The sequence below is a fragment of the Lentilactobacillus sp. genome (assembly GCF_040773105.1).
GTDB classification, from domain to species: domain Bacteria; phylum Bacillota; class Bacilli; order Lactobacillales; family Lactobacillaceae; genus Lentilactobacillus; species Lentilactobacillus parabuchneri.
Window position 1 is genome coordinate 1 of record NZ_JAXGWW010000017.1, and the last position, 18,031, is coordinate 18,031.

Consider the following 18,031-nt stretch of genomic DNA (forward strand, 5'->3'; position numbering starts at 1 on the left):
GGTGATGATAAGGTTACCAATCTACAACTGGTCAACGAAAACAGTGTGATTGCCCTTGTGACTCAGCGCGGTTCGTTCAAGAAGCTGGCCATCAAAGAAATTCCTGCCACTTCCAGGGCACGAAAAGGTGTCATGATTCTACGCGAGCTAAAGAGCAATTCCCATCGGATTGTTGATTTTTGCACGATCGAAAATGATGACCAACCACTTGAGGTGCGGACCGACCATCATCGTATTCATGATATTTTGCCAGCCGACTATTCGTTTGGCGGCAGATACTCCAATGGCTCGTTTGTCATTGATGTTGACAGTGAAGGGACACCCGTTTCCATCCGGCCAAAATTGACAGACTTATCAATTGATTAAATTTTTATCATATCAATTGATTGTGGTTGTAATAAGAATTATCATAATAGCAGTATCCTGTTAATTATTTAATGGTCTATGTGACCGATAAGGAGAGACTGAATGAAAACCACTCAGGAAAATATTTTCGCATCGAAGACATTATCGTATTTTCTCCAGCTGTCTGAAACCATGAACTACACTCAGGCGGCTCAGATCTTGGGGATTACCCAACCGGCACTGACCCAACAGATTAAGAAGCTTGAAAAGACGATGGGGACGCCATTGTTCTATTCGGTCGGCAAGAAATTACGCCTGACTGATGCAGGTTTGATCATGTTAAAGACAACCCGTGAGATTTATGATTTGTTAAACGATGCCAACGACCAGATTCAACAAACCACCAGTTCAACAACCGGCCAGATTAATCTTGGAATCCTGGCATCAATTGAGACAAAGGTATTCGAAGATTTCGCGCTGGAATTGTACAAAGACAATCCGGATTTGGAAATTAATTTCCATATGCTAACCAGAAAAGAAATCTGGGAAAGCTTGGAAAACAACCGCATCGATTTGGCCATTATGTATTTGCCTGATGAATCGATTAAGAACTGGAAACCATACAGTTCCAAGAAGATCATTTCAGATGATTTGTTGTTTATTCATCACAATCCCAGCCTGGCAAAGAAAAAGCGTGTTCGCCTAAAGGATGTCAACGATCGCCCTTGGGTGATGTACCCACAGGATTACTATTTGAACCAAACGCTTCATGAAGCGTTCAAGAATCAAATGGTTGATTGGCCAAAGGTGGCGGCACGTTACACGATGCCCGAACAAATCTTGAAATTTGCGATTAATTCTCACACCAACACCGCTTTACCAAATTCATTTATGCTCAACATCGATTTGAAGAAGTTGACCGATGATGATATTTGGGTAACTGAGTTGGAGCCAAAGGTCAAATTTGATTTGAATTTTGTTTACCGTAACAAGAAAAACGAAATTCCAAGAATTGAACGCTTCTTGGAAAAGTTCGATGAATTTCTTGCTGAAAAAGATTATTTAACCCGCTTGGGAAAATAAATCATAAACTCAAAGGAGATAATTTTAATGAGTAAAGAATTAGTTTTTGGTCACCAAAGTCCAGATACAGATGCAATTGTTGCTGCCAAAGCATTTTCGTACCTTCAAAACCAATTAGGATATGATACTGAAGCAGTTGCTTTGGGCGAACCCAGTCCAGAAACCGCCTTTGTATTAAACTATTTTGATGAACCAACTCCTCGGATCATCAAAACCGCTAAAAATGAGGTTGACTCAGTCATGCTGGTTGACCATAACGAATTTCAGCAAAGTGTCAGCGACATCAAAGATTTAACCATCACTCACGTCGTTGATCACCACCGAATTTCAAACTTCCAGACTGATCAACCACTGTACTACCGTGCCGAACCAGTTGGCTGCTGCAGTACAATTATCGTTAAGATGTTTGATGAAAATAAAATTGAAATTCCGGTTCAATTAGCAGGATTGATGCTCTCAGCAATTATTTCAGATACTTTATTGCTGAAGTCACCAACGACAACTGAAGAAGACAAGATTGCCGTTAAGACATTAGCTGAAATTGCTGACATTGACTACGAAAAATACGGTGTTGAGATGCTTAAAGCCGGCACCAACGTATCTGCAAAAAGCGACCAGGAATTAATCGATCAGGATGCCAAATCATTCACCATGGGTGGTAAGAGTGTTCGAATCGATCAAATCAACGTCGTTGAATTCAGCGAAATTGATGCTCGTAAAGACGATATTGAAAAAGCCATGAAAGCAGAATCTGCTGACAAGGGCTATGATTTATTCCTAGTATTGATTACCAACGTCTTAAACAGTGATTCTAAGATGCTGGTTGTGGGTGATCCGATTTCAGCTGTTGAAAAAGCATTCAACGCTAAAATCAGCAATAACACCGTATCGCTTCCAGGCGTTGTTTCCCGTAAGAAACAAGTTGTGCCACCGTTGACTGACGCCTTAAGCTAATTTGAAACATTGTGCGGTTATGACTAATTAATGATTGGTTATGACCGTTTTTGTTTACATTCATTATCAAAATCCTTATAATGAGTGAGAGATTAAGTTGTGTGCAATTTAATAAGCTCGTGATGGAGGGTTTAAAATGGATAAACAAGACCTTAAAAGCAAGTTAACACCGGAACAATACGCGGTCACCCAGCAAAAAGCGACGGAAGCGCCTTTTAGTGGTGAGTATGACGACTTTTACCAAGACGGCATTTATGTTGATGTCGTGAGTGGCGAGCCACTATTTTCGTCGACTGATAAATACGATGCCGGTTGTGGTTGGCCATCATTTACCAAGCCAATTGATCAAAATAACATCGACAATCATATGGACTTATCCCACGGCATGATTAGAGAAGAAGTTCGCAGCAAAACAGCCGGTTCCCACTTGGGCCACGTCTTTTCCGACGGACCCAAAGAAGCTGGCGGCCATCGCTTCTGTATCAATTCTGCAGCCCTTAAATTTATCCCGGTTGATCAACTAGAAGCCAAGGGCTACGGAAAGTATCGGCAACTATTTAACTAAATTTGAATTGAGGTGTCCATTAATGGAAGATACAGCAATATTTGCAGGCGGTTGTTTTTGGTGCATGGTTAAGCCGTTTGACACAATGCCCGGAATTAAACAGGTAATCTCGGGATATACCGGCGGCCACGTGGCCAATCCAACTTATGAGCAGGTTGCCAGTCACACGACCGGGCATACAGAAGCCGTTAAGATTATTTTTGATCCGGAAGTTATCAGTTACAAACAGTTGGTTGAGATTTATTGGCATCAAACCGATCCAACGGATGCCATGGGGCAATTCCAAGACCGCGGAGATAACTATCGACCGGTTATTTTTGTCAAGGATGAGGAACAACGAAAGATCGCCGAGGCTTCCAAGCAGGCCTTGGCTGATAGCGAACAGTTCGATGCGCCATTCGTCACTTCGATTGAAGATGCCAAGCCATTTTATCCAGCGGAAGAAGAACACCAGGACTTTTACAAGAAAAACCCATTGCGTTACCAAATGGAAGAAATGGGTGGCCGAGAAAAATTTATCAAGAAAAACTGGCAACATCAATAATGGCTTCAGGACAGCCACTCTCCATAAGGGGAAGCTGTCTTTTTGTTGTCTGGTGAGAGGAGAAACTGATGGTTGAGTGGTCTCAAGATCAAATTAACGCATTTCAAACAACTTTATTGACCTGGTACGACCAACATAAACGTGATCTGCCTTGGCGACAGGATCACGATCCGTACCACGTTTGGGTGTCTGAAATCATGCTTCAGCAAACCCAGGTTCAAACCGTCATCCCGTACTATTTACGGTTTATGAAGCAATTTCCCACGGTTCAATCCTTGGCAGAGGCTGACGAAACGGATTTGATGAAGGCTTGGGAAGGCCTTGGCTACTATTCTCGCGCGAGAAATTTACAAAGAGCCGCCAAACAAGTGGTGAATGACTACCATGGTCACTGGCCAGAAACAGCGTCCGAACTGCAGGATTTAAGTGGCATTGGTCCATATACTGCCGGCGCGATTGCCAGCATTGCCTTTAACCAGCCAGTCGCAGCGGTAGACGGCAACGCATTTCGGGTGTTTGCCAGGCTGTTGGAAATTGACGATGATGTCGCCAAACCACAGACACGAAAAATCTTTGAAACGGTCATCAACCGACTGATTTCAAAAGAGCGTCCTGGCGACTTCAACCAGGCAATTATGGACTTGGGTGCCAGCTACATGACCGCGACTAATTTTGATTCCAGCAATTCACCAGTTAAAGCCTTTAACCAGTCCTATTTGGATGGGATCGAGTCCAAGTACCCGGTTAAGACCAAGAAGAAGCGACCAGTGCCTCACAATTATTTCGGGCTCGTCATTCGGTCGTATAAGGGGTATCTATTCTAAAAACGACCGACAAGTGGCATTTTGGCAAACTTTTGGATGTTTCCGTTGTATGATCAACAAGCACTCATCAAAGAAAAAGCCGATTCTCAAGCACAATTAATTCAACGCTTGGAAAAGCAACTACAAGCGGACTACCAATTGTCAATTCAACTCCACAAGGTTGCAGGCAAAACCGTGAGCCACACCTTTACACATCAAAAGTGGCTGATTATGTTATTGGAAGGCAATTTGTCAGCAACAGCCGATTTGAGTTATTTTCCAGGAAAGTGGATTCAATCGACTCAGTTTCCAAAAATGGCCTTCTCAAAAGTTCAGTCAAAAATGTGGGAAGCCTTTCAGAATCAACGATTATCTAAAAAATAGAAACGAGTAGGCGCACTTTTAGTCTTGTTCCGGACCGCCTTGTACAGTTAGGTTAAAACATTGGTTTGGTAATGAAAAATTGGATTATTCAAGCAAAAAAATGCGCCCCCGGGTATTTTGACTTAGATCAGGGATCACAAAAAGATATTTTAAATATAATTGATTTTAGATAGTTGCTAAATTTTAGATAACTGGCAATGGAGATGTTGAACAATGAAACCTAATTATGAAGTGATGACTAAGTTAGAATTAATGGACGCTTACCAAGAGAAGTTCCATGAAGCGTTCCCTATCCGGATGGCTGGGGACGCATTAATTCAAATGCGACAAGCGTTAAAGACTGGTAAGCCTTTCAAACCCATATACGATGACGATAAAGTATACTAAGCATTCTGGATGTTCTACTAACCCCATTACGGAATTTAATCGTCACTTCGTTTTATGCAACCCATCAAGGGCGCGCCGCTGCTTTGTGTCAATGATGTGTGTATACAACCCAGTGGCATTCGTTGAACTTTGGCCAAGTTGGGTTGCGACCAGATGTTCATTATTAGTCTCCAAATATAATTTGGAAGCCAGTGTGTGCCTTAACTTATGTGGTGTAATTCGCACGTGATTAAACGCCTGTGAATATTTTCCGACTAATAGCTCAACGGTGGCAGTTGAAATCCGCCTTGGCACCTTTGCCCCTTTCGTCAAAAAGAGGGCAGGGGTGTCTTTTGTGGCCAGGTATCGGTCTTTTCTGATCTCCAAGTAAGCTTGAATATAGGGGAGCACCCAACCGGCGATCGGCACCAAGTCACGTTTGCCGCCTTTACGACGGACAGAGATTGTCGCTTTTTTCAAGTTCAAATCTGAGACGTTTGCGTTGGCAAGTTCAGAAACTCGGATGCAGGTTCCAAGCATCAATGCATTAATTGCCGTATCACGTTCCCGGTCCCGTTGATATCGGTGCAGTGTTTGCGGATTTTTGATGGTTGTTGGATAGGTATTTTGAATAAAATCGAGAAATTGAACGTCAACATTTCCCAGCATTAATTGATCTTTAATATTATTTGCCCGAGTTTGATAAGTTTCGCTATCGGGAACCAAGGCGATTTTCTTCATCACGTTTCGGTAGAAATAAGGCTCACCATCGGCGTTTTCAGTTTACTCAGTCAGATACCGAAAGAGCGCTGAAAGTGCGTTCAGAGACCGGTTAACGGTTCTGTGGGAGATGGTTGCTTGAGGGTTGGCTGCCGTTTGCTTACCGCGATTCAATAAGTACGACTTGTAAAGCTCCATGTCCTGCTTTTTGAAGTGTTCAAGCGTTGAAAGCGGGACATCTTTAGTTTGCTTTGCAGAGGTGATATTGGCGTCAATCATCCAGGTAAAAAAGCGATGAAATTCGTTGAGGTATTGGTACAAAGTCGCGGGGGATAGCGGTACGGTTGACTTATCAAGATAGTATTCGTTGATATAATCAGGCATCTTGGTAAGCATTTCCTGATTATGATGTAAATATTGATCGTGATTCATGTTAAAACTCCTTAATTAAATTAATCGATAAAATACTTGAATTTTGGTGGGGCTGTTTTTAAAATAAGTGTAACTTAATAAAATCTGTATTTTATTAAGTTAATTATAGCATATTCAGGCAATATCTTTGACCTAGCAGGTACAATGTTTAGAATAATAAGTTAATCGTATTAATCAACATAAGGCGATGTCAATATCTCAACCGACAAAATTAAGGGGGGGCTTCTAGAATGGTTGATCTGAAATTGATTCATGAAGTTCAATTAGGTATCTTAGCAAATGTCGCTTCAGTAGCCGCAAAACATCATCTACAATTCTTCTTGACTGGAGGCTCCGCAATTGGTGCCATCCGTCATCATGGTTTTATTCCGTGGGACGACGACATTGATATTGGATTGTCGCGCACGGATTTCGAAAAATTCCTGCAGGTTGCACCAGCTGAGTTGCAGTCAACGGGCTATTTTGTTGAAGAAAACCGACTTGATCCGCAATTCGAATATGATTTTGCCAAAGTCATGGCCGACGGAACGCGAATTTTGGAACACGGCCGTGAAGAAGCCAAAGTGCGCAATGGGATTTTTATTGACGTGTTTCCGTTTGACCGGATGCCGAATAAACGCAACCTGCAGCAGTCTCAGCAACAGCAGTTAACTGCTATTCTTAACGAAATCAGAAAACGCTTTTATCCGGAACAGTATCGTGGCCAAGTCATTGATTCCAAGTATTCGCGGTTGACGTTAACTGATTTATACAATAGTCGATTCAATCTAATGACCAAATATAACGGTCATCCAGAATTAACATTAGCCAATATGTCATCACCATATGCATATGGCAAAGAAATCATCAAACCACACGAACTCAATCAGGTAATTACCGTGCCGTTTGAAAATTTGCAGGTGCCAATTCTAAAAGATTATGATGCGTATCTGACCAGGTTGTACGGAGATTATATGAAATTACCGCCGCTTGAGAAACGCGTTCAGAGACACGTTTAAAAAGTCAAAGTGGATAATCATCAAGCGAGTGCCCAAGCTCAACCGGAAAATAATTTTGAGCAAGCTGCTGGGTAAGTTGGTTATCCACGTCATCAAACAAAAAACGATTGGACGATAACTGCCATTAAATGAATGTGGCAGCTTTATCTCCAATCGATTTTTTCGTTTTTTGACTACTTCGTATAATATATATTATGTAAAGTAGAAAATGAATTAACAAGCTAACGTCTTTTGAGAGCCCCCCGCTTCTTGTTATCTCCTGTTGCGTCATCTTGTTAATTCGAAATTATTATGAGTTTAATTTCAAATCAAAATACGCTTGGAATTCCTCCGGAGCTCGTTTTTGCTCAAGTCGAAATACTGGCAGTTCTGCTGAATTTTGTAATTGAGATTCCAACATAAAATAATAGCGGAAATCAACATGTTGATGCTGTCCCTCATGCTTAATCGGATTTGCGGGAATCTGGATCAAATTGACATCAATTAACTGCCCGGTGCCTGCTTGAACCATGAGTCCAGTTTCTTCATGAAACTCACGCACGGCGCAGACAATTGGCAACTCGCCAGGTTCGACATGGCCTGCCGGCAACAAAATCGTGTGCAAGTACGGATGCCGAATAAAAATTCCTTTGAACCGATCAAAAACCATCGCACTGGCCGATAAATGAAGCCCTGACTTGCGGTCACGCAGCCCAGCAGGATGTGCAAGCATGAGTTGCTGGATAGTCGCTAACTTTGTGGCAGATAGCCAACAATAGTCAGCTTTTTCAAGTTGTTTGATTTCTTGTGTTAAGTGGGTTATTAATTCCATGATTGCTTAATCCTTAGTTCAAAATGTCTTGAAATAGTTGATAAGTCTTCACCAGTTCCTGAGTTTCCTTAACGTTATGAACGCGGATAATTCTACCGCCCAATTGCGTCATGTAGGCCTCAAACAATAAAGTTGGGATCAGTCGTTCATCCGGACCGGCATCGAATAATCGTTTGGCGAAGCTTTTTTGAGAAATGGCGATCATAATCGGCGCGTTAAACTGACGCAGCCGTTTTGTCGCCCGCATTTTGATTAAGTCAAATTCAAGCGTGTTTTGATTTGAAAAGCCAACGCCGGGATCAATGACGATATTTTCTCGGTCTAGCCCCTGCTCTTCTAATCGTTGAATTGAATCGGTAAAAAATGACGTCATTGTGTCTTCGAGTGTTTGCGGTTGCTCGTCAAAGTTTCGGCCATTAAACATGGTGACAACCGATGGCTTATACTTTCCAACCAAATCAAGTTTTGTTTGAGAATTGAAACCATCAATATCGTTAATAATCTGGATGCCAGACTGAAGCGCCCGTTCAATCACTTCATCGGTGTTCGAGTCAATCGCTAAAACCGCTTCGGGGAAGCGCTCTTGGATGGCTTTAAGATATGGCGCCACCCGATTCCATTCCTCATCGGCAGAAATATCATCGAAGTGTGGCTTGGATGATTTACCGCCAAGTTCAAAAATTTTGGCGCCATATGTTAGTTCGGTTTCGATTCGATGAAGCACTTGGTCAATTCCAGTATTCACACCACCATCGTAAAATGAATCCGGTGTTAAATTTAAAATTGAATAGATGATTGGGTCTTTGGAAATGTCAAAATCAAAATGAGTGCCTTTAAAGTGAAGGGGTTGTGTTTGGGACATGAAAATCACTCCTATTCTCTAAAATAAATGTTCGAATTGGATTCAAAAGATAAAACGACCCCACGACAAAGATCACCGTATCAGGTTGAGAAGCTGCTTCTTTAACTGCTGCTTTCAACGCCTGAATTGGATCGGCAATGACTGGGTAAGTAACACCCGTTTGAGTCGCTAATAATTTCTGTAAAATCACCGGATCAAGCTGTCGCTGCTCATTATCAGGGGTTGTCAGCCAAAACGCAGCATTCGGAATTTGACTCAGTAGTTTGATGTTGTCAGCATAATCTTTATCGGCTAGAAATCCGGTAATGATCAGCTTCTGTTGAGACTGGAATTGCTGATTCACGGTTTGGACAAACGCTGTAATGGCATCGACATTGTGGGCACCGTCCAGGATAAGTCGCGGTTGATCGGAAATGAGTTCAAACCGCCCCGGGACATTCAGCTTGCCTAACGACTGAGACAGCAATCGATCAAGCTCGATCGTTGGCCGATCACTCGCAAAACTGAGTAACCACCTCACGACTGTTCGAACGTTCTCCAACTGATAGGCTCCCTGAAGCCCGAACGTAAATTGGCCTTGCTTATGACCGATTTGATAAGCCACCATTGAAGTCTTCGGATAAAACGAGACGGTCAGATCAGCCGCATCAAGGAAATTGGCCGCCTTTTGTTCCGCTTCCTTTTTAATAATTTGTAAGGCTTCGGGCCGTTGGTTGGGAGCTGAAATTGTCGTGTTATGGGGACGAATAATTTTTGATTTAGTTGTGGCAATTTGTTCAATTGTATCTCCTAAAATGCCGACATGATCCATGCCAATTTTGGTAAAAATGGAATACATGGTCGTTTTGACGGCGTTGGTCGCATCCAACTCACCGCCGAGCCCGCACTCCAAAACAACGTAATCAACCTTCTCATCAGAAAAAGCCATCATCGCTGCCACAAAGAGTGCTTCAAATTCGGATAATTGCTGCTGGTTAAAGGTTGCCGTTGCCATCGTTTGTTTAAGCGAATCAAAATAAGTCGTCAACCGACGCTGAGAAATTGGCTTTTGATTCACTTGAACACTGTTAGTGACGTCACCAATAAACGGACTGGTGAACAGCCCAACTCGATACCCCATTTGTTGCAAAATGGCCGCAATCATTAGCGATGTGGAGCCCTTACCGTTGGTGCCGCAAACGTGAATGATTGAAAAGTCAGTATCAGGGTTGCCTAGAGTCGCCAACACCTGCTTCAGTAACCCAATTCGGTCTCCCTGATCATACAAAAATCCAGTAAAGGTTTCTGTTAAATCTTTTGTCATATTTGGCCTACCTGAATTGAATTCAAAAATTCGCTTCGTAACTCGTCATTTTGCTGGAAAACACCGGAAAATTTAGTCGTCCGAGTGACTGTTCCGGTCTTTTTGACACCACGCATTTCAATACACATGTGGCGGGCATCGACGACGACGCCAACACCCTTTGGATGAAGGATTTTTTCCATCTGATCTAAAACATCATCGGTTATCTTTTCTTGTAAACTTAACTTGTGTGATACAAAATCCACTAACCTTGGGATTTTGCTAAGACCGATAATTTTGCCGTTATCTGGTAAATACGCGACACTGACTTTCCCCCAAAATGGCATCATGTGGTGCTCGCACATTGAGTAAAACGGAATTTCTTTAACCATAATCGTTTTTGAGTCATTTGATTCAGGTGAGTCAAATAATTTATAATCTTGAAAATCCTCAATTCCGATTGAATCAAATATATCCGCGTACATTCGGGCAACTCGATCAGGCGTTTCAATCAGACCCTTGCGGTTGGGATCATCACCTATGGCAGATAAGATGTGGGTCACATTGGTTTTAACCTCGGTCGCAAAATCATTTGCGGGGTTTACTTTCTGGATTGTCTGGTCCTGATTCTTGAGTAACTCAACCGCCTGTTTGATTTGTTCATATTGAGAAAAATGCGCGTCGACCAGTTCCAAAATCGGAACCAGCACGAATAACCGCTTAAATGCTTCGGGATGTGGCACAGACAAATTCGTTGTCTGAATCTTTTGATTCCCAAAAAAGATAATATCAATATCAACGGTTCGGGGTCCCCAATGGATCTTTCGGGTACGATGAAGGCCACTTTCAATTTGATGGATCACTTCGAGTAAAGCTTCCGGAGAATAAGTAGTTCCAATCTTAACGGCGGTATTAATAAATGCCCGTTGTTTGACGCCACCAACCGGTGAGGTTTCATAAAAATCAGCCTGTTTTTCAATTAGGATTTGAGGATCGTTTCCAAGTCCGTGAATTGCTTGTTCTAAAAATGCTTGTCGATTACCGATGTTACTCCCTAAGCTTAAATAAACTTCGTCCATATTAACCCTCCATTTCGATTTCAACGTTATCAAAGACACCGTCAATTGGCGTTGCCTGTTTTTGTATCCGAACTTTAACCGCCGAAATTCGGTTGTCGACTTCTTTAATTTTCTTGATGATCATCTGGACCAATGTTTCAACGAGATCGACGCGATTGCTGCGGATGATTTCGGCAATCACCGGATAAAAATCGGCGTAAGAAACGGTTGAGTCGAGTTGGTCATCGTGCGGGACAGCATCGATGGTTGTTTCGAGATCAATCGCAATATTTTGACCGACAACTTTTTCTTCCTGCAAGACGCCAATGTGACTATGAAAGCGCATATTATTCAATCGAATGACATACATCAGCAAAATCTCCTTTCAAAATGACGACAAAAAGCGGCCCGCCGAACAACAAAGTTGCCCAGTGTGTCGCAATAATGACTATTTAAATAAACGCGTTTGGATATTTTTTAACGTCTGAGAATTTAAACTATAGTAAATAATGGCCATCTGAATTGGGGTCATGACGATTTCTTTAATAATTCTAACCGGTAAGTACTGCCAAAATGGTGTCTGATAAAGAATCGTCAACCAATAGGTATTCAATAACGCATTGACAACCACTGCAATTAGTAATTGGGCAATAATTACCCGCCGCCAAGTGACCGTGTGACCATAGAAAAAGTAACCGTAGATAGCAGCTCCTAAGATCGCCGAAATAGTAAATCCCGGGAAATAGACGCTTCCTGAAACCATGGTACCAATCACGTCAACAACAGCCGCAATGGATGCTGACCAAAGTGGCCCGTAAAGCAGACTTGCAATAGCAACAACGACGAACCCAAAGCTCAGCCGCCACGCTTGAACCCCAACCGTAAATCGATTGAGAACCAGCAGCAGAGACATAAAAATACCTAAAACAACAATGTCAACCACCCGTAACTTACGGAAACCCAATGATAATGACTTCATGATGCAGCATCTCCTTAAAAGGAGCTCACCATTATTTAGAAATCTAAATAATATAGCGAATGCGCAACCAGCACCGCAAGTATCCGACAAGTCGTAGCCGAACACCTTTCGTTCGAAGTTCACATTCCGTTCCTTCGACACTTAACGCGCTGATTCCTACCCCATATTTATTTTATGTAACTATTAAAGTTTACCACACGAACTAAAAAAAGCAATCGCTTAGTTCGGATTTTACCGAACGTTTAGTGATTGCATTAGAAAATTGTTCATCTTTATAAATTATCCTGATCAAAATCACGAAGCCATGCGAGTGCTAAAGCCTTGTCTCCCAAGTGGGTTCCAATGACCGGACCGAAATAACTTTGCTCAATTTTCATGTCTGGATACAGTTCGTGAATTTTGGCTGCCCACTCGTTACCGGCTTTTGGATCATTGGCATTAATGACCAGTGCTCGAAGTGGATAATCGGCTTTTTCCCGTGCGGCAGCAAACAGTTCTTCGACACGTTTGAGGGCCTTCTTGCGAGACCTGATCTTTTCAAAGGCAACAATTTCATTGCTCTTATCATCGAAGGTCAATAATGGCTTGATTTTTAAGATGCCGCCAATGAACGCAGAAGCGTTGGAAAGCCGACCGCCTCTTACCAAATTTTGTAAATCATCAACTACAAAAAGTTCATCAATCGTCGCTCTTAAGCCGTCCAGATATGTAAGAATCTGTTCTGGGGTCCGACCGAGCGCCGCCATTTTACTGGCCTGAATCGCCATGTATCCCATTAATTTGACCGTAATTTTTGAATCGTAGGGAATCACCTTAATTTTATCAATGGAAGGTGCAATTTGTGTTAATGAATTATAAAAGCCGGAAATTGTACTTGCCAGATGAATACTGATAACCGTGTCATATCCCTTATCTGCCAAGGAGTTGTATAGGTCAATCATCTCACCAATTGGCGGTTGGGAAGTACTTGGGAAAGCCTGAGAATTTTTTAATTTATCATAAAATTCGGTTGTGGTCAGATCGATGCCCTCATTATATTCACGACCGTCAATAATCACCGGAATTGGTACAACGGTAATGTTGTACTTGTCCGTTTCTTCTTTTGTTAAATACGCCGTGCTATCAGTCACGATCGCAATTTTCATTCAGTTCACCTGCTTGTAATTAAATTCTACCCAAACTTTTTTCCAGTCGGTTAATCAAAATCTTGAGCAAATTCTTTTCTTCATCTGTCCAGTGATTAAAAACGCGTTTGGTTAGTTGATCAATTTCAGTTTGGACGTATTCACTGGCTTTAACACCCTTGTCCGTAACTTTGTATATTAACTGACGTTTATCCTTGCCAACTGCGGTCTTTTCAATCATTTGTTTTTCAACCAGCCGTTTTAACTGACGTGATAATGTGGAAATATCTAATTTGGTAGTTTCTGATAATACTTCTTGCGTCGTATTGCCAGCAATCACTTGAGTGAGCAATTTCCACTCCGAGATTGTCAGCCCCGTCGCCTTCGTAATACTAAAAAGCTGCGTTCGATGATTTTTGGCGGCGGAGTTAAGCGCCACAAGAATATCCTTCATAATGAAAAGACCTCCGAAAAAATAGTATACGCTATTTGATAATTACTTACAAATAACATGTGTCTTCCTTCGCATGAGTGGGTAAAATGCGCTATACTAGTACATGCTACTTATACGAAAGTGAGTGATAAGATGTCATTTGATGGTTCTTTTACCCATTCTATGAAAAACGAATTAACTAATCTTCTGCAAACTGGCAGAATTAGTAAAATTAACCAACCTTATCCTAATGAGCTGATCCTAACGATCCGTGCTCATGGGAAAAGTCACCAATTACTATTATCAGCCAATCCAACTTATGCCCGGGTTCAAATCACCAAGGTACCATATGTAAATCCGAGTGTGCCGACAAACTTCACCATGATCATGCGAAAGCATCTAAGCGGTGGCATCCTGACCGATATTAAGCAACAAAATAACGATCGGGTAATGACGTTTACCTTTACTGCCAGAAATGAGCTGGGGGATCAGACCAAGTTAGATCTGATTATCGAAATCATGGCTCGACATAGTAATATTATTTTGGTCAACCAAGCGGATCGAAAGATTATTGATGCCATCAAACACGTCGGCTCAGACGTGAACCGATACCGGTTACTGCTACCTGGTGCAACCTACATTAATCCGCCAAAACAGGATTTACAAGATCCGTTTGTCAAAACGGACTTTGCAGATATTGAACAGCTGGTCAAAGATTTTCCGAATATTGATGTTCTGGCAGGCAATCTAAGGAAAAGTCTCCAAGGACTCGGTAATGACACATCCTTGGCACTAGCAAGTTTCTTGCATCGAGACGGAAAAGTGGCCGTTAATTTCCAGGATTTCTTTAAACAATTTGACGATCCAAAGCCAACCTTTAGCCATATTGCTAGTAACAAGATTAATTTTACCGCATTTCCCTATCCAGATACAACCAAAAATCGATTTTATCCAAGTTTAAGTGAATTATTGGATGCGTTTTATGCCAATAAAGCGCAACGGGATCGCGTCAGGGAACAAGGTTCTGTCTTGATTCAGGTTGTCAAAAAACAACTCAAAAAAAATCGAACAAAACTCAAAAAGCTGCAACGCGATATGGCGGAAACTGAAAATGCTGATGATTATCGCATCAAGGGTGAAATTTTGACGACCTATCTCAATCGAGTCGATCGTGGAATGACGTCAATTGAACTGCCCAATTACTATGATGAAGATCGCCCGATCAAAATCCAACTTTCCAATCAACAATCGCCTTCACAAAACGCTCAGCGGTATTTCAAAAAATACCAAAAGCTTAAGAATGCAGTTAAGTTTGTCAGTGAACAACTCAATTTAACCAAACAAGAGATTGATTATTTCGAGAATATTCAATCTCAAATTGAGCTGGCTGACCCACAAGATTTGGTCGATATTCGTTATGAATTGGAACAAGGTCATTACCTTAGAGACCACGAACAGAACAAAAAGAAAAAGGCTAAACGCCAAAAGATCAACAAACCTGAAGAATTTATCTCAAGTGACGGCACTGAGATTTTGGTTGGGAAAAATAACTTGCAGAATGAAAAGCTGACGATGCACACCGCCGATAAGCGCGAAACCTGGCTGCATACTAAAGATATCCCGGGTTCTCATGTGATTATCCGCAGCTTCGATCCGTCAGAACAGACCCTGGCCGAAGCAGCCAATTTAGCGGCTTACTTCTCAAAGGCGCGTGATTCGTCTAAAGTCCAAGTTGACTACACCAAGGTCAAAAATATCCGGAAGCCAAACGGCACCAAGCCCGGCTACGTGATTTATGACAATCAGACGACATTATTTATTACCCCGGATGAGCAACTCGTTGAAAGCTTAAAGAAATAAATTGACGCAAAAACAACGTTATGGACAATGAAACTTCTGTCCATAACGCTGTTTTTTAAGTTACGATTCAAAGTTTTTAAATGAAATCGCAGAGCCAACCTCTTGTTTGGTCGTCCCTTCTGATTGACGGGACTGCAGTTCTCTAAACGGAAATTTGGCAATCATCGTCGAAGAGCGTTGATGTTGCGTTGGCGTCAGTTGCTCTCGAAGTGACTTCATATCCAAAATCCCCAAATACTTTCGCACCAATACACGGACCCAATTAATTCCAGTTGTCTTGGTTAAAAAAGCCGTTTCTGTAATTCTAACGGGCCAAATACCGGTCATCTCGTAGTTTGAATCACCAGTTGTATTATACAATATTTGGACAAGCCCCTGCCATTTGCTGGAATCGACCTTTTTAACCGCATCAGCGATTAAATCAGCCTCATCGGTTTGCCAATGATCCATTGGTTCCTTGTAGTCATTAATGAGTCGCAAATCAGTGCGTTGATCCTTGCCAACAAATGAAATAGTTGCAACAGGCAAGACTTCATCTCCTTCAATAAAGAGATCGACGGCGGTCGTCGCCTTTTTTTGGTTGTATGTAGCAACCTTTTGGTCCGGCGGCAACACCACAATATTCAAGTCTTCAAATTGTTTGAGTTGTTCAGATAAATAGTGCCGGTTGCCAGGTAAAAATACAATGTCCGGCTTCTCTAAATCGACAATGTTTAAAATATTTCCAAGCTGAATCGGTTCGATATATTCTTTATCGCTCAACTGGGGCGTCAATGACACCGCGTTTGGATTGGTATTCATAATAATGGTCTTGTAACCAGCTTTATGAAGCGAAATTAACACCTGAGCGGTATAATAATCCGCTGCTGAGTTGGGGCCCAGTTGATTGCCCCCACGACCAATCACCAATGCACTTTTTTCAGCAAACGGCTTACTTTCATTTTCGAGTTCGTAGCTGCTATAGAAAATATTGGTTGCTTCCATGAATTCGCCAGCACTGGGTTCAATGGCTTTGTAAGTGACTTGATTTTTGACATTATGATTCATGCGCTGAATGGTTGAAATATTCACTTGCCAAAGTTCGGCCAGCATACCATCACCAAAACCGTATTTATGCCCGATTTCAACTGATTTTGGCGACAACGGATTGTTAACCACATAGTCTTGAGCGCGCAGCAATTGATTTAATTTGTAAAAATAAAACCGATCAATTTGAGTTAATTCAGACAATTCATCAATCGAAAATCCCCGCCGAAGTGCTTCCATTAAAATCAGAATCCGACTCGCCAACGGATGAATCAGTTGATTGATGACGTCATCATCATTGACTTTAGAAACACTTGGCAAAATGTCCCGTGGAGAAAATTGGGAACTGTGCATCGCTTTAATAATCGCTTCTTCCACCGTGCGGCCCACCCCAATGGTTGATCCCACGGATTTCATCAAAGGATTCAAATGTTGATCAACGTCGGTAATGTCTCGAAATGGCCATAGTGGGATTTTAACGACAACGTGGTCCATCGTCGGCTCCATAAAGGCTAAAAACTTGCTGTATTTGCTTGGTAATTTGATTTCGGTAAGATTATACCCCAACTCCAAAAAACTCGACACGTACGTTAAGGGATAGCCTGTCGACTTGGCAGCTAAAATAGTATTCCGCGTGAAAAACGGACTCACTTTGGTTACAAAGTAATTCGCATCCGTTCGACTCTGGGCAAATTGCACATGGCAAGTCCCAGTGACATTGAGTGCATCCATAATTCTAAAGGTTGCCGTCCGAAGCGCCTGGTATTCCTCGTTAATTAAAGTTTGCGTGGGCGCAAAAATAATCGAATCGCCGGAATGAATCCCAATCGGATCCATATCTTCCATTCCGGAAATCAAAATCTTGTTGCCGTTAGCGTCTCGAATCCCCACCATTTCAATTTCTTTGTAGCCGACAATGCTTTGCTCAATTGAACACCGTTTGATATACGTCCGCTTAAAGCTGACATCAAGGGCATCTTCCAATTCATCGGTGTTATTACAAATAAAACGGCTGGTATCATGACTTGCCGACATCGGTTTAACAATGACCGGAAAGCCAACTTCCCTAACAAAATCCATCGCCTCGTCGTCATCGGCAACAATCTTTGACGCAATCACTTTCTCATCAATTTCGGTGAGTAAATCTCGCAGCTTTTGATTATCAATGACTTTTCTCAAATCGGCTGGTTTAATCCCTAACAAGGAAATGTTGTTGGATGCAAGGATCCCACTTTCCGCAAGCTGCCAGGCAATTTGCATCGCGTTAAGGCCACCCTGGGTTGCCATAATGGCATCAGGTTTTTCTTTATCAATGATGTTGATCACATTTTGAAAATTGACTTCTTGAACATAGACGTTCGCTGGCTGAATTTCTTCGCTGGTGACCGAAAATGGATTGTTA

General features: G+C 42.0%; 16 protein-coding genes, 3 pseudogenes and 1 riboswitch. Of the genes and pseudogenes, 9 read left to right on the plus strand and 10 right to left on the minus strand.

Annotated elements, in window-relative coordinates; translation table 11 throughout:
- From AB3112_RS01780 to AB3112_RS01810, 7 genes and pseudogenes are all read left to right on the plus strand, one after another.
- Window positions 1-366, plus strand: a pseudogene (locus AB3112_RS01780) (DNA topoisomerase IV subunit A); the annotation flags it as partial.
- Between the two features lie 102 nt (window positions 367-468).
- Entirely contained in the window at window positions 469-1,428 is a 960-nt protein-coding gene (locus tag AB3112_RS01785) for a LysR family transcriptional regulator (RefSeq protein ID WP_075141336.1), read from the plus strand.
- A gap of 27 nt (window positions 1,429-1,455) precedes the next feature.
- Window positions 1,456-2,382: a manganese-dependent inorganic pyrophosphatase gene (locus AB3112_RS01790; protein ID WP_057909118.1), complete on the plus strand. Its 927-nt coding sequence runs from the start codon at window positions 1,456-1,458 to the stop codon at window positions 2,380-2,382.
- 136 nt (window positions 2,383-2,518) lie between these two features.
- Entirely contained in the window at window positions 2,519-2,947 is a 429-nt protein-coding gene (gene msrB / locus AB3112_RS01795) for a peptide-methionine (R)-S-oxide reductase MsrB (RefSeq protein ID WP_084975388.1), read from the plus strand.
- 22 nt (window positions 2,948-2,969) lie between these two features.
- Window positions 2,970-3,491 carry a peptide-methionine (S)-S-oxide reductase MsrA gene (gene msrA, locus AB3112_RS01800; protein ID WP_367333878.1) on the plus strand — a complete coding sequence of 174 codons (522 nt, stop codon included), beginning with the start codon at window positions 2,970-2,972 and terminating at the stop codon, window positions 3,489-3,491.
- Window positions 3,492-3,559: 68 nt separating this feature from the next.
- Window positions 3,560-4,678 (plus strand): annotated as a pseudogene (gene mutY / locus AB3112_RS01805) (A/G-specific adenine glycosylase).
- Between the two features lie 213 nt (window positions 4,679-4,891).
- A complete protein-coding gene (locus AB3112_RS01810) occupies window positions 4,892-5,065 on the plus strand; it encodes a hypothetical protein (protein ID WP_155519312.1) in 174 nt (57 codons plus the stop codon).
- 42 nt (window positions 5,066-5,107) lie between these two features.
- On the opposite strand, the pseudogene xerS reads toward AB3112_RS01810, so the two are convergent.
- Window positions 5,108-6,196, minus strand: a pseudogene (xerS, locus tag AB3112_RS01815) (tyrosine recombinase XerS).
- Between the two features lie 230 nt (window positions 6,197-6,426).
- On the opposite strand from xerS, the gene AB3112_RS01820 reads away from it, so the two are divergent.
- The gene (locus AB3112_RS01820) at window positions 6,427-7,194 is read left to right on the plus strand and encodes a phosphorylcholine transferase LicD (protein WP_367333879.1); all 768 of its coding nucleotides are present in this window, start codon (window positions 6,427-6,429) and stop codon (window positions 7,192-7,194) included.
- Between the two features lie 289 nt (window positions 7,195-7,483).
- Here the strand turns inward: AB3112_RS01820 and AB3112_RS01825 are convergent, their stop codons facing one another.
- The 8 genes from AB3112_RS01825 to AB3112_RS01860 all read right to left on the minus strand — a co-directional run bounded on the left by AB3112_RS01825 (window position 7,484) and on the right by AB3112_RS01860 (window position 13,764).
- The gene (locus AB3112_RS01825) at window positions 7,484-7,906 is read right to left on the minus strand and encodes an NUDIX domain-containing protein (protein WP_367333883.1); all 423 of its coding nucleotides are present in this window, start codon (window positions 7,904-7,906) and stop codon (window positions 7,484-7,486) included.
- A gap of 112 nt (window positions 7,907-8,018) precedes the next feature.
- The gene (folP, locus tag AB3112_RS01830; protein WP_084975400.1) at window positions 8,019-8,867 is read right to left on the minus strand and encodes a dihydropteroate synthase; all 849 of its coding nucleotides are present in this window, start codon (window positions 8,865-8,867) and stop codon (window positions 8,019-8,021) included.
- Entirely contained in the window at window positions 8,839-10,170 is a 1,332-nt protein-coding gene (locus AB3112_RS01835) for a folylpolyglutamate synthase/dihydrofolate synthase family protein (protein ID WP_084975402.1), read from the minus strand. The genes folP and AB3112_RS01835 overlap by 29 nt, the downstream gene beginning before the upstream one ends.
- On the minus strand, window positions 10,167-11,228 hold the full coding sequence (folE, locus tag AB3112_RS01840; RefSeq protein ID WP_084975404.1) for a GTP cyclohydrolase I FolE: 1,062 nt from the start codon (window positions 11,226-11,228) through the stop codon (window positions 10,167-10,169). The genes AB3112_RS01835 and folE overlap by 4 nt, the downstream gene beginning before the upstream one ends.
- 1 nt (window position 11,229) lies before the next feature.
- Window positions 11,230-11,577, minus strand: a complete 348-nt coding sequence (gene folB / locus AB3112_RS01845; RefSeq protein ID WP_367333880.1) for a dihydroneopterin aldolase — start codon at window positions 11,575-11,577, stop codon at window positions 11,230-11,232.
- A 78-nt stretch (window positions 11,578-11,655) separates the two neighbouring features.
- On the minus strand, window positions 11,656-12,186 hold the full coding sequence (locus AB3112_RS01850; RefSeq protein WP_084975408.1) for a folate family ECF transporter S component: 531 nt from the start codon (window positions 12,184-12,186) through the stop codon (window positions 11,656-11,658).
- Window positions 12,187-12,237: 51 nt separating this feature from the next.
- A riboswitch (THF riboswitch) is annotated at window positions 12,238-12,352 on the minus strand.
- A 106-nt stretch (window positions 12,353-12,458) separates the two neighbouring features.
- Window positions 12,459-13,331 (minus strand): DegV family protein, encoded by an 873-nt coding sequence (locus AB3112_RS01855; protein ID WP_057909129.1) that lies wholly within the window; start codon window positions 13,329-13,331, stop codon window positions 12,459-12,461.
- A gap of 19 nt (window positions 13,332-13,350) precedes the next feature.
- Complete coding sequence (locus AB3112_RS01860) at window positions 13,351-13,764, minus strand: MarR family winged helix-turn-helix transcriptional regulator (protein WP_084975413.1); 414 nt, start codon at window positions 13,762-13,764, stop codon at window positions 13,351-13,353.
- Between the two features lie 132 nt (window positions 13,765-13,896).
- Between AB3112_RS01860 and AB3112_RS01865 the strand changes: the two genes are divergently transcribed.
- On the plus strand, window positions 13,897-15,603 hold the full coding sequence (locus AB3112_RS01865; RefSeq protein ID WP_367333881.1) for an NFACT RNA binding domain-containing protein: 1,707 nt from the start codon (window positions 13,897-13,899) through the stop codon (window positions 15,601-15,603).
- 60 nt (window positions 15,604-15,663) lie between these two features.
- On the opposite strand, the gene AB3112_RS01870 is transcribed toward AB3112_RS01865, so the two are convergent.
- Window positions 15,664-18,031, minus strand: a 2,368-nt coding sequence (locus AB3112_RS01870; protein ID WP_367333882.1) for an ATP-grasp domain-containing protein, incomplete at its 5' end; no start/stop codon positions are given.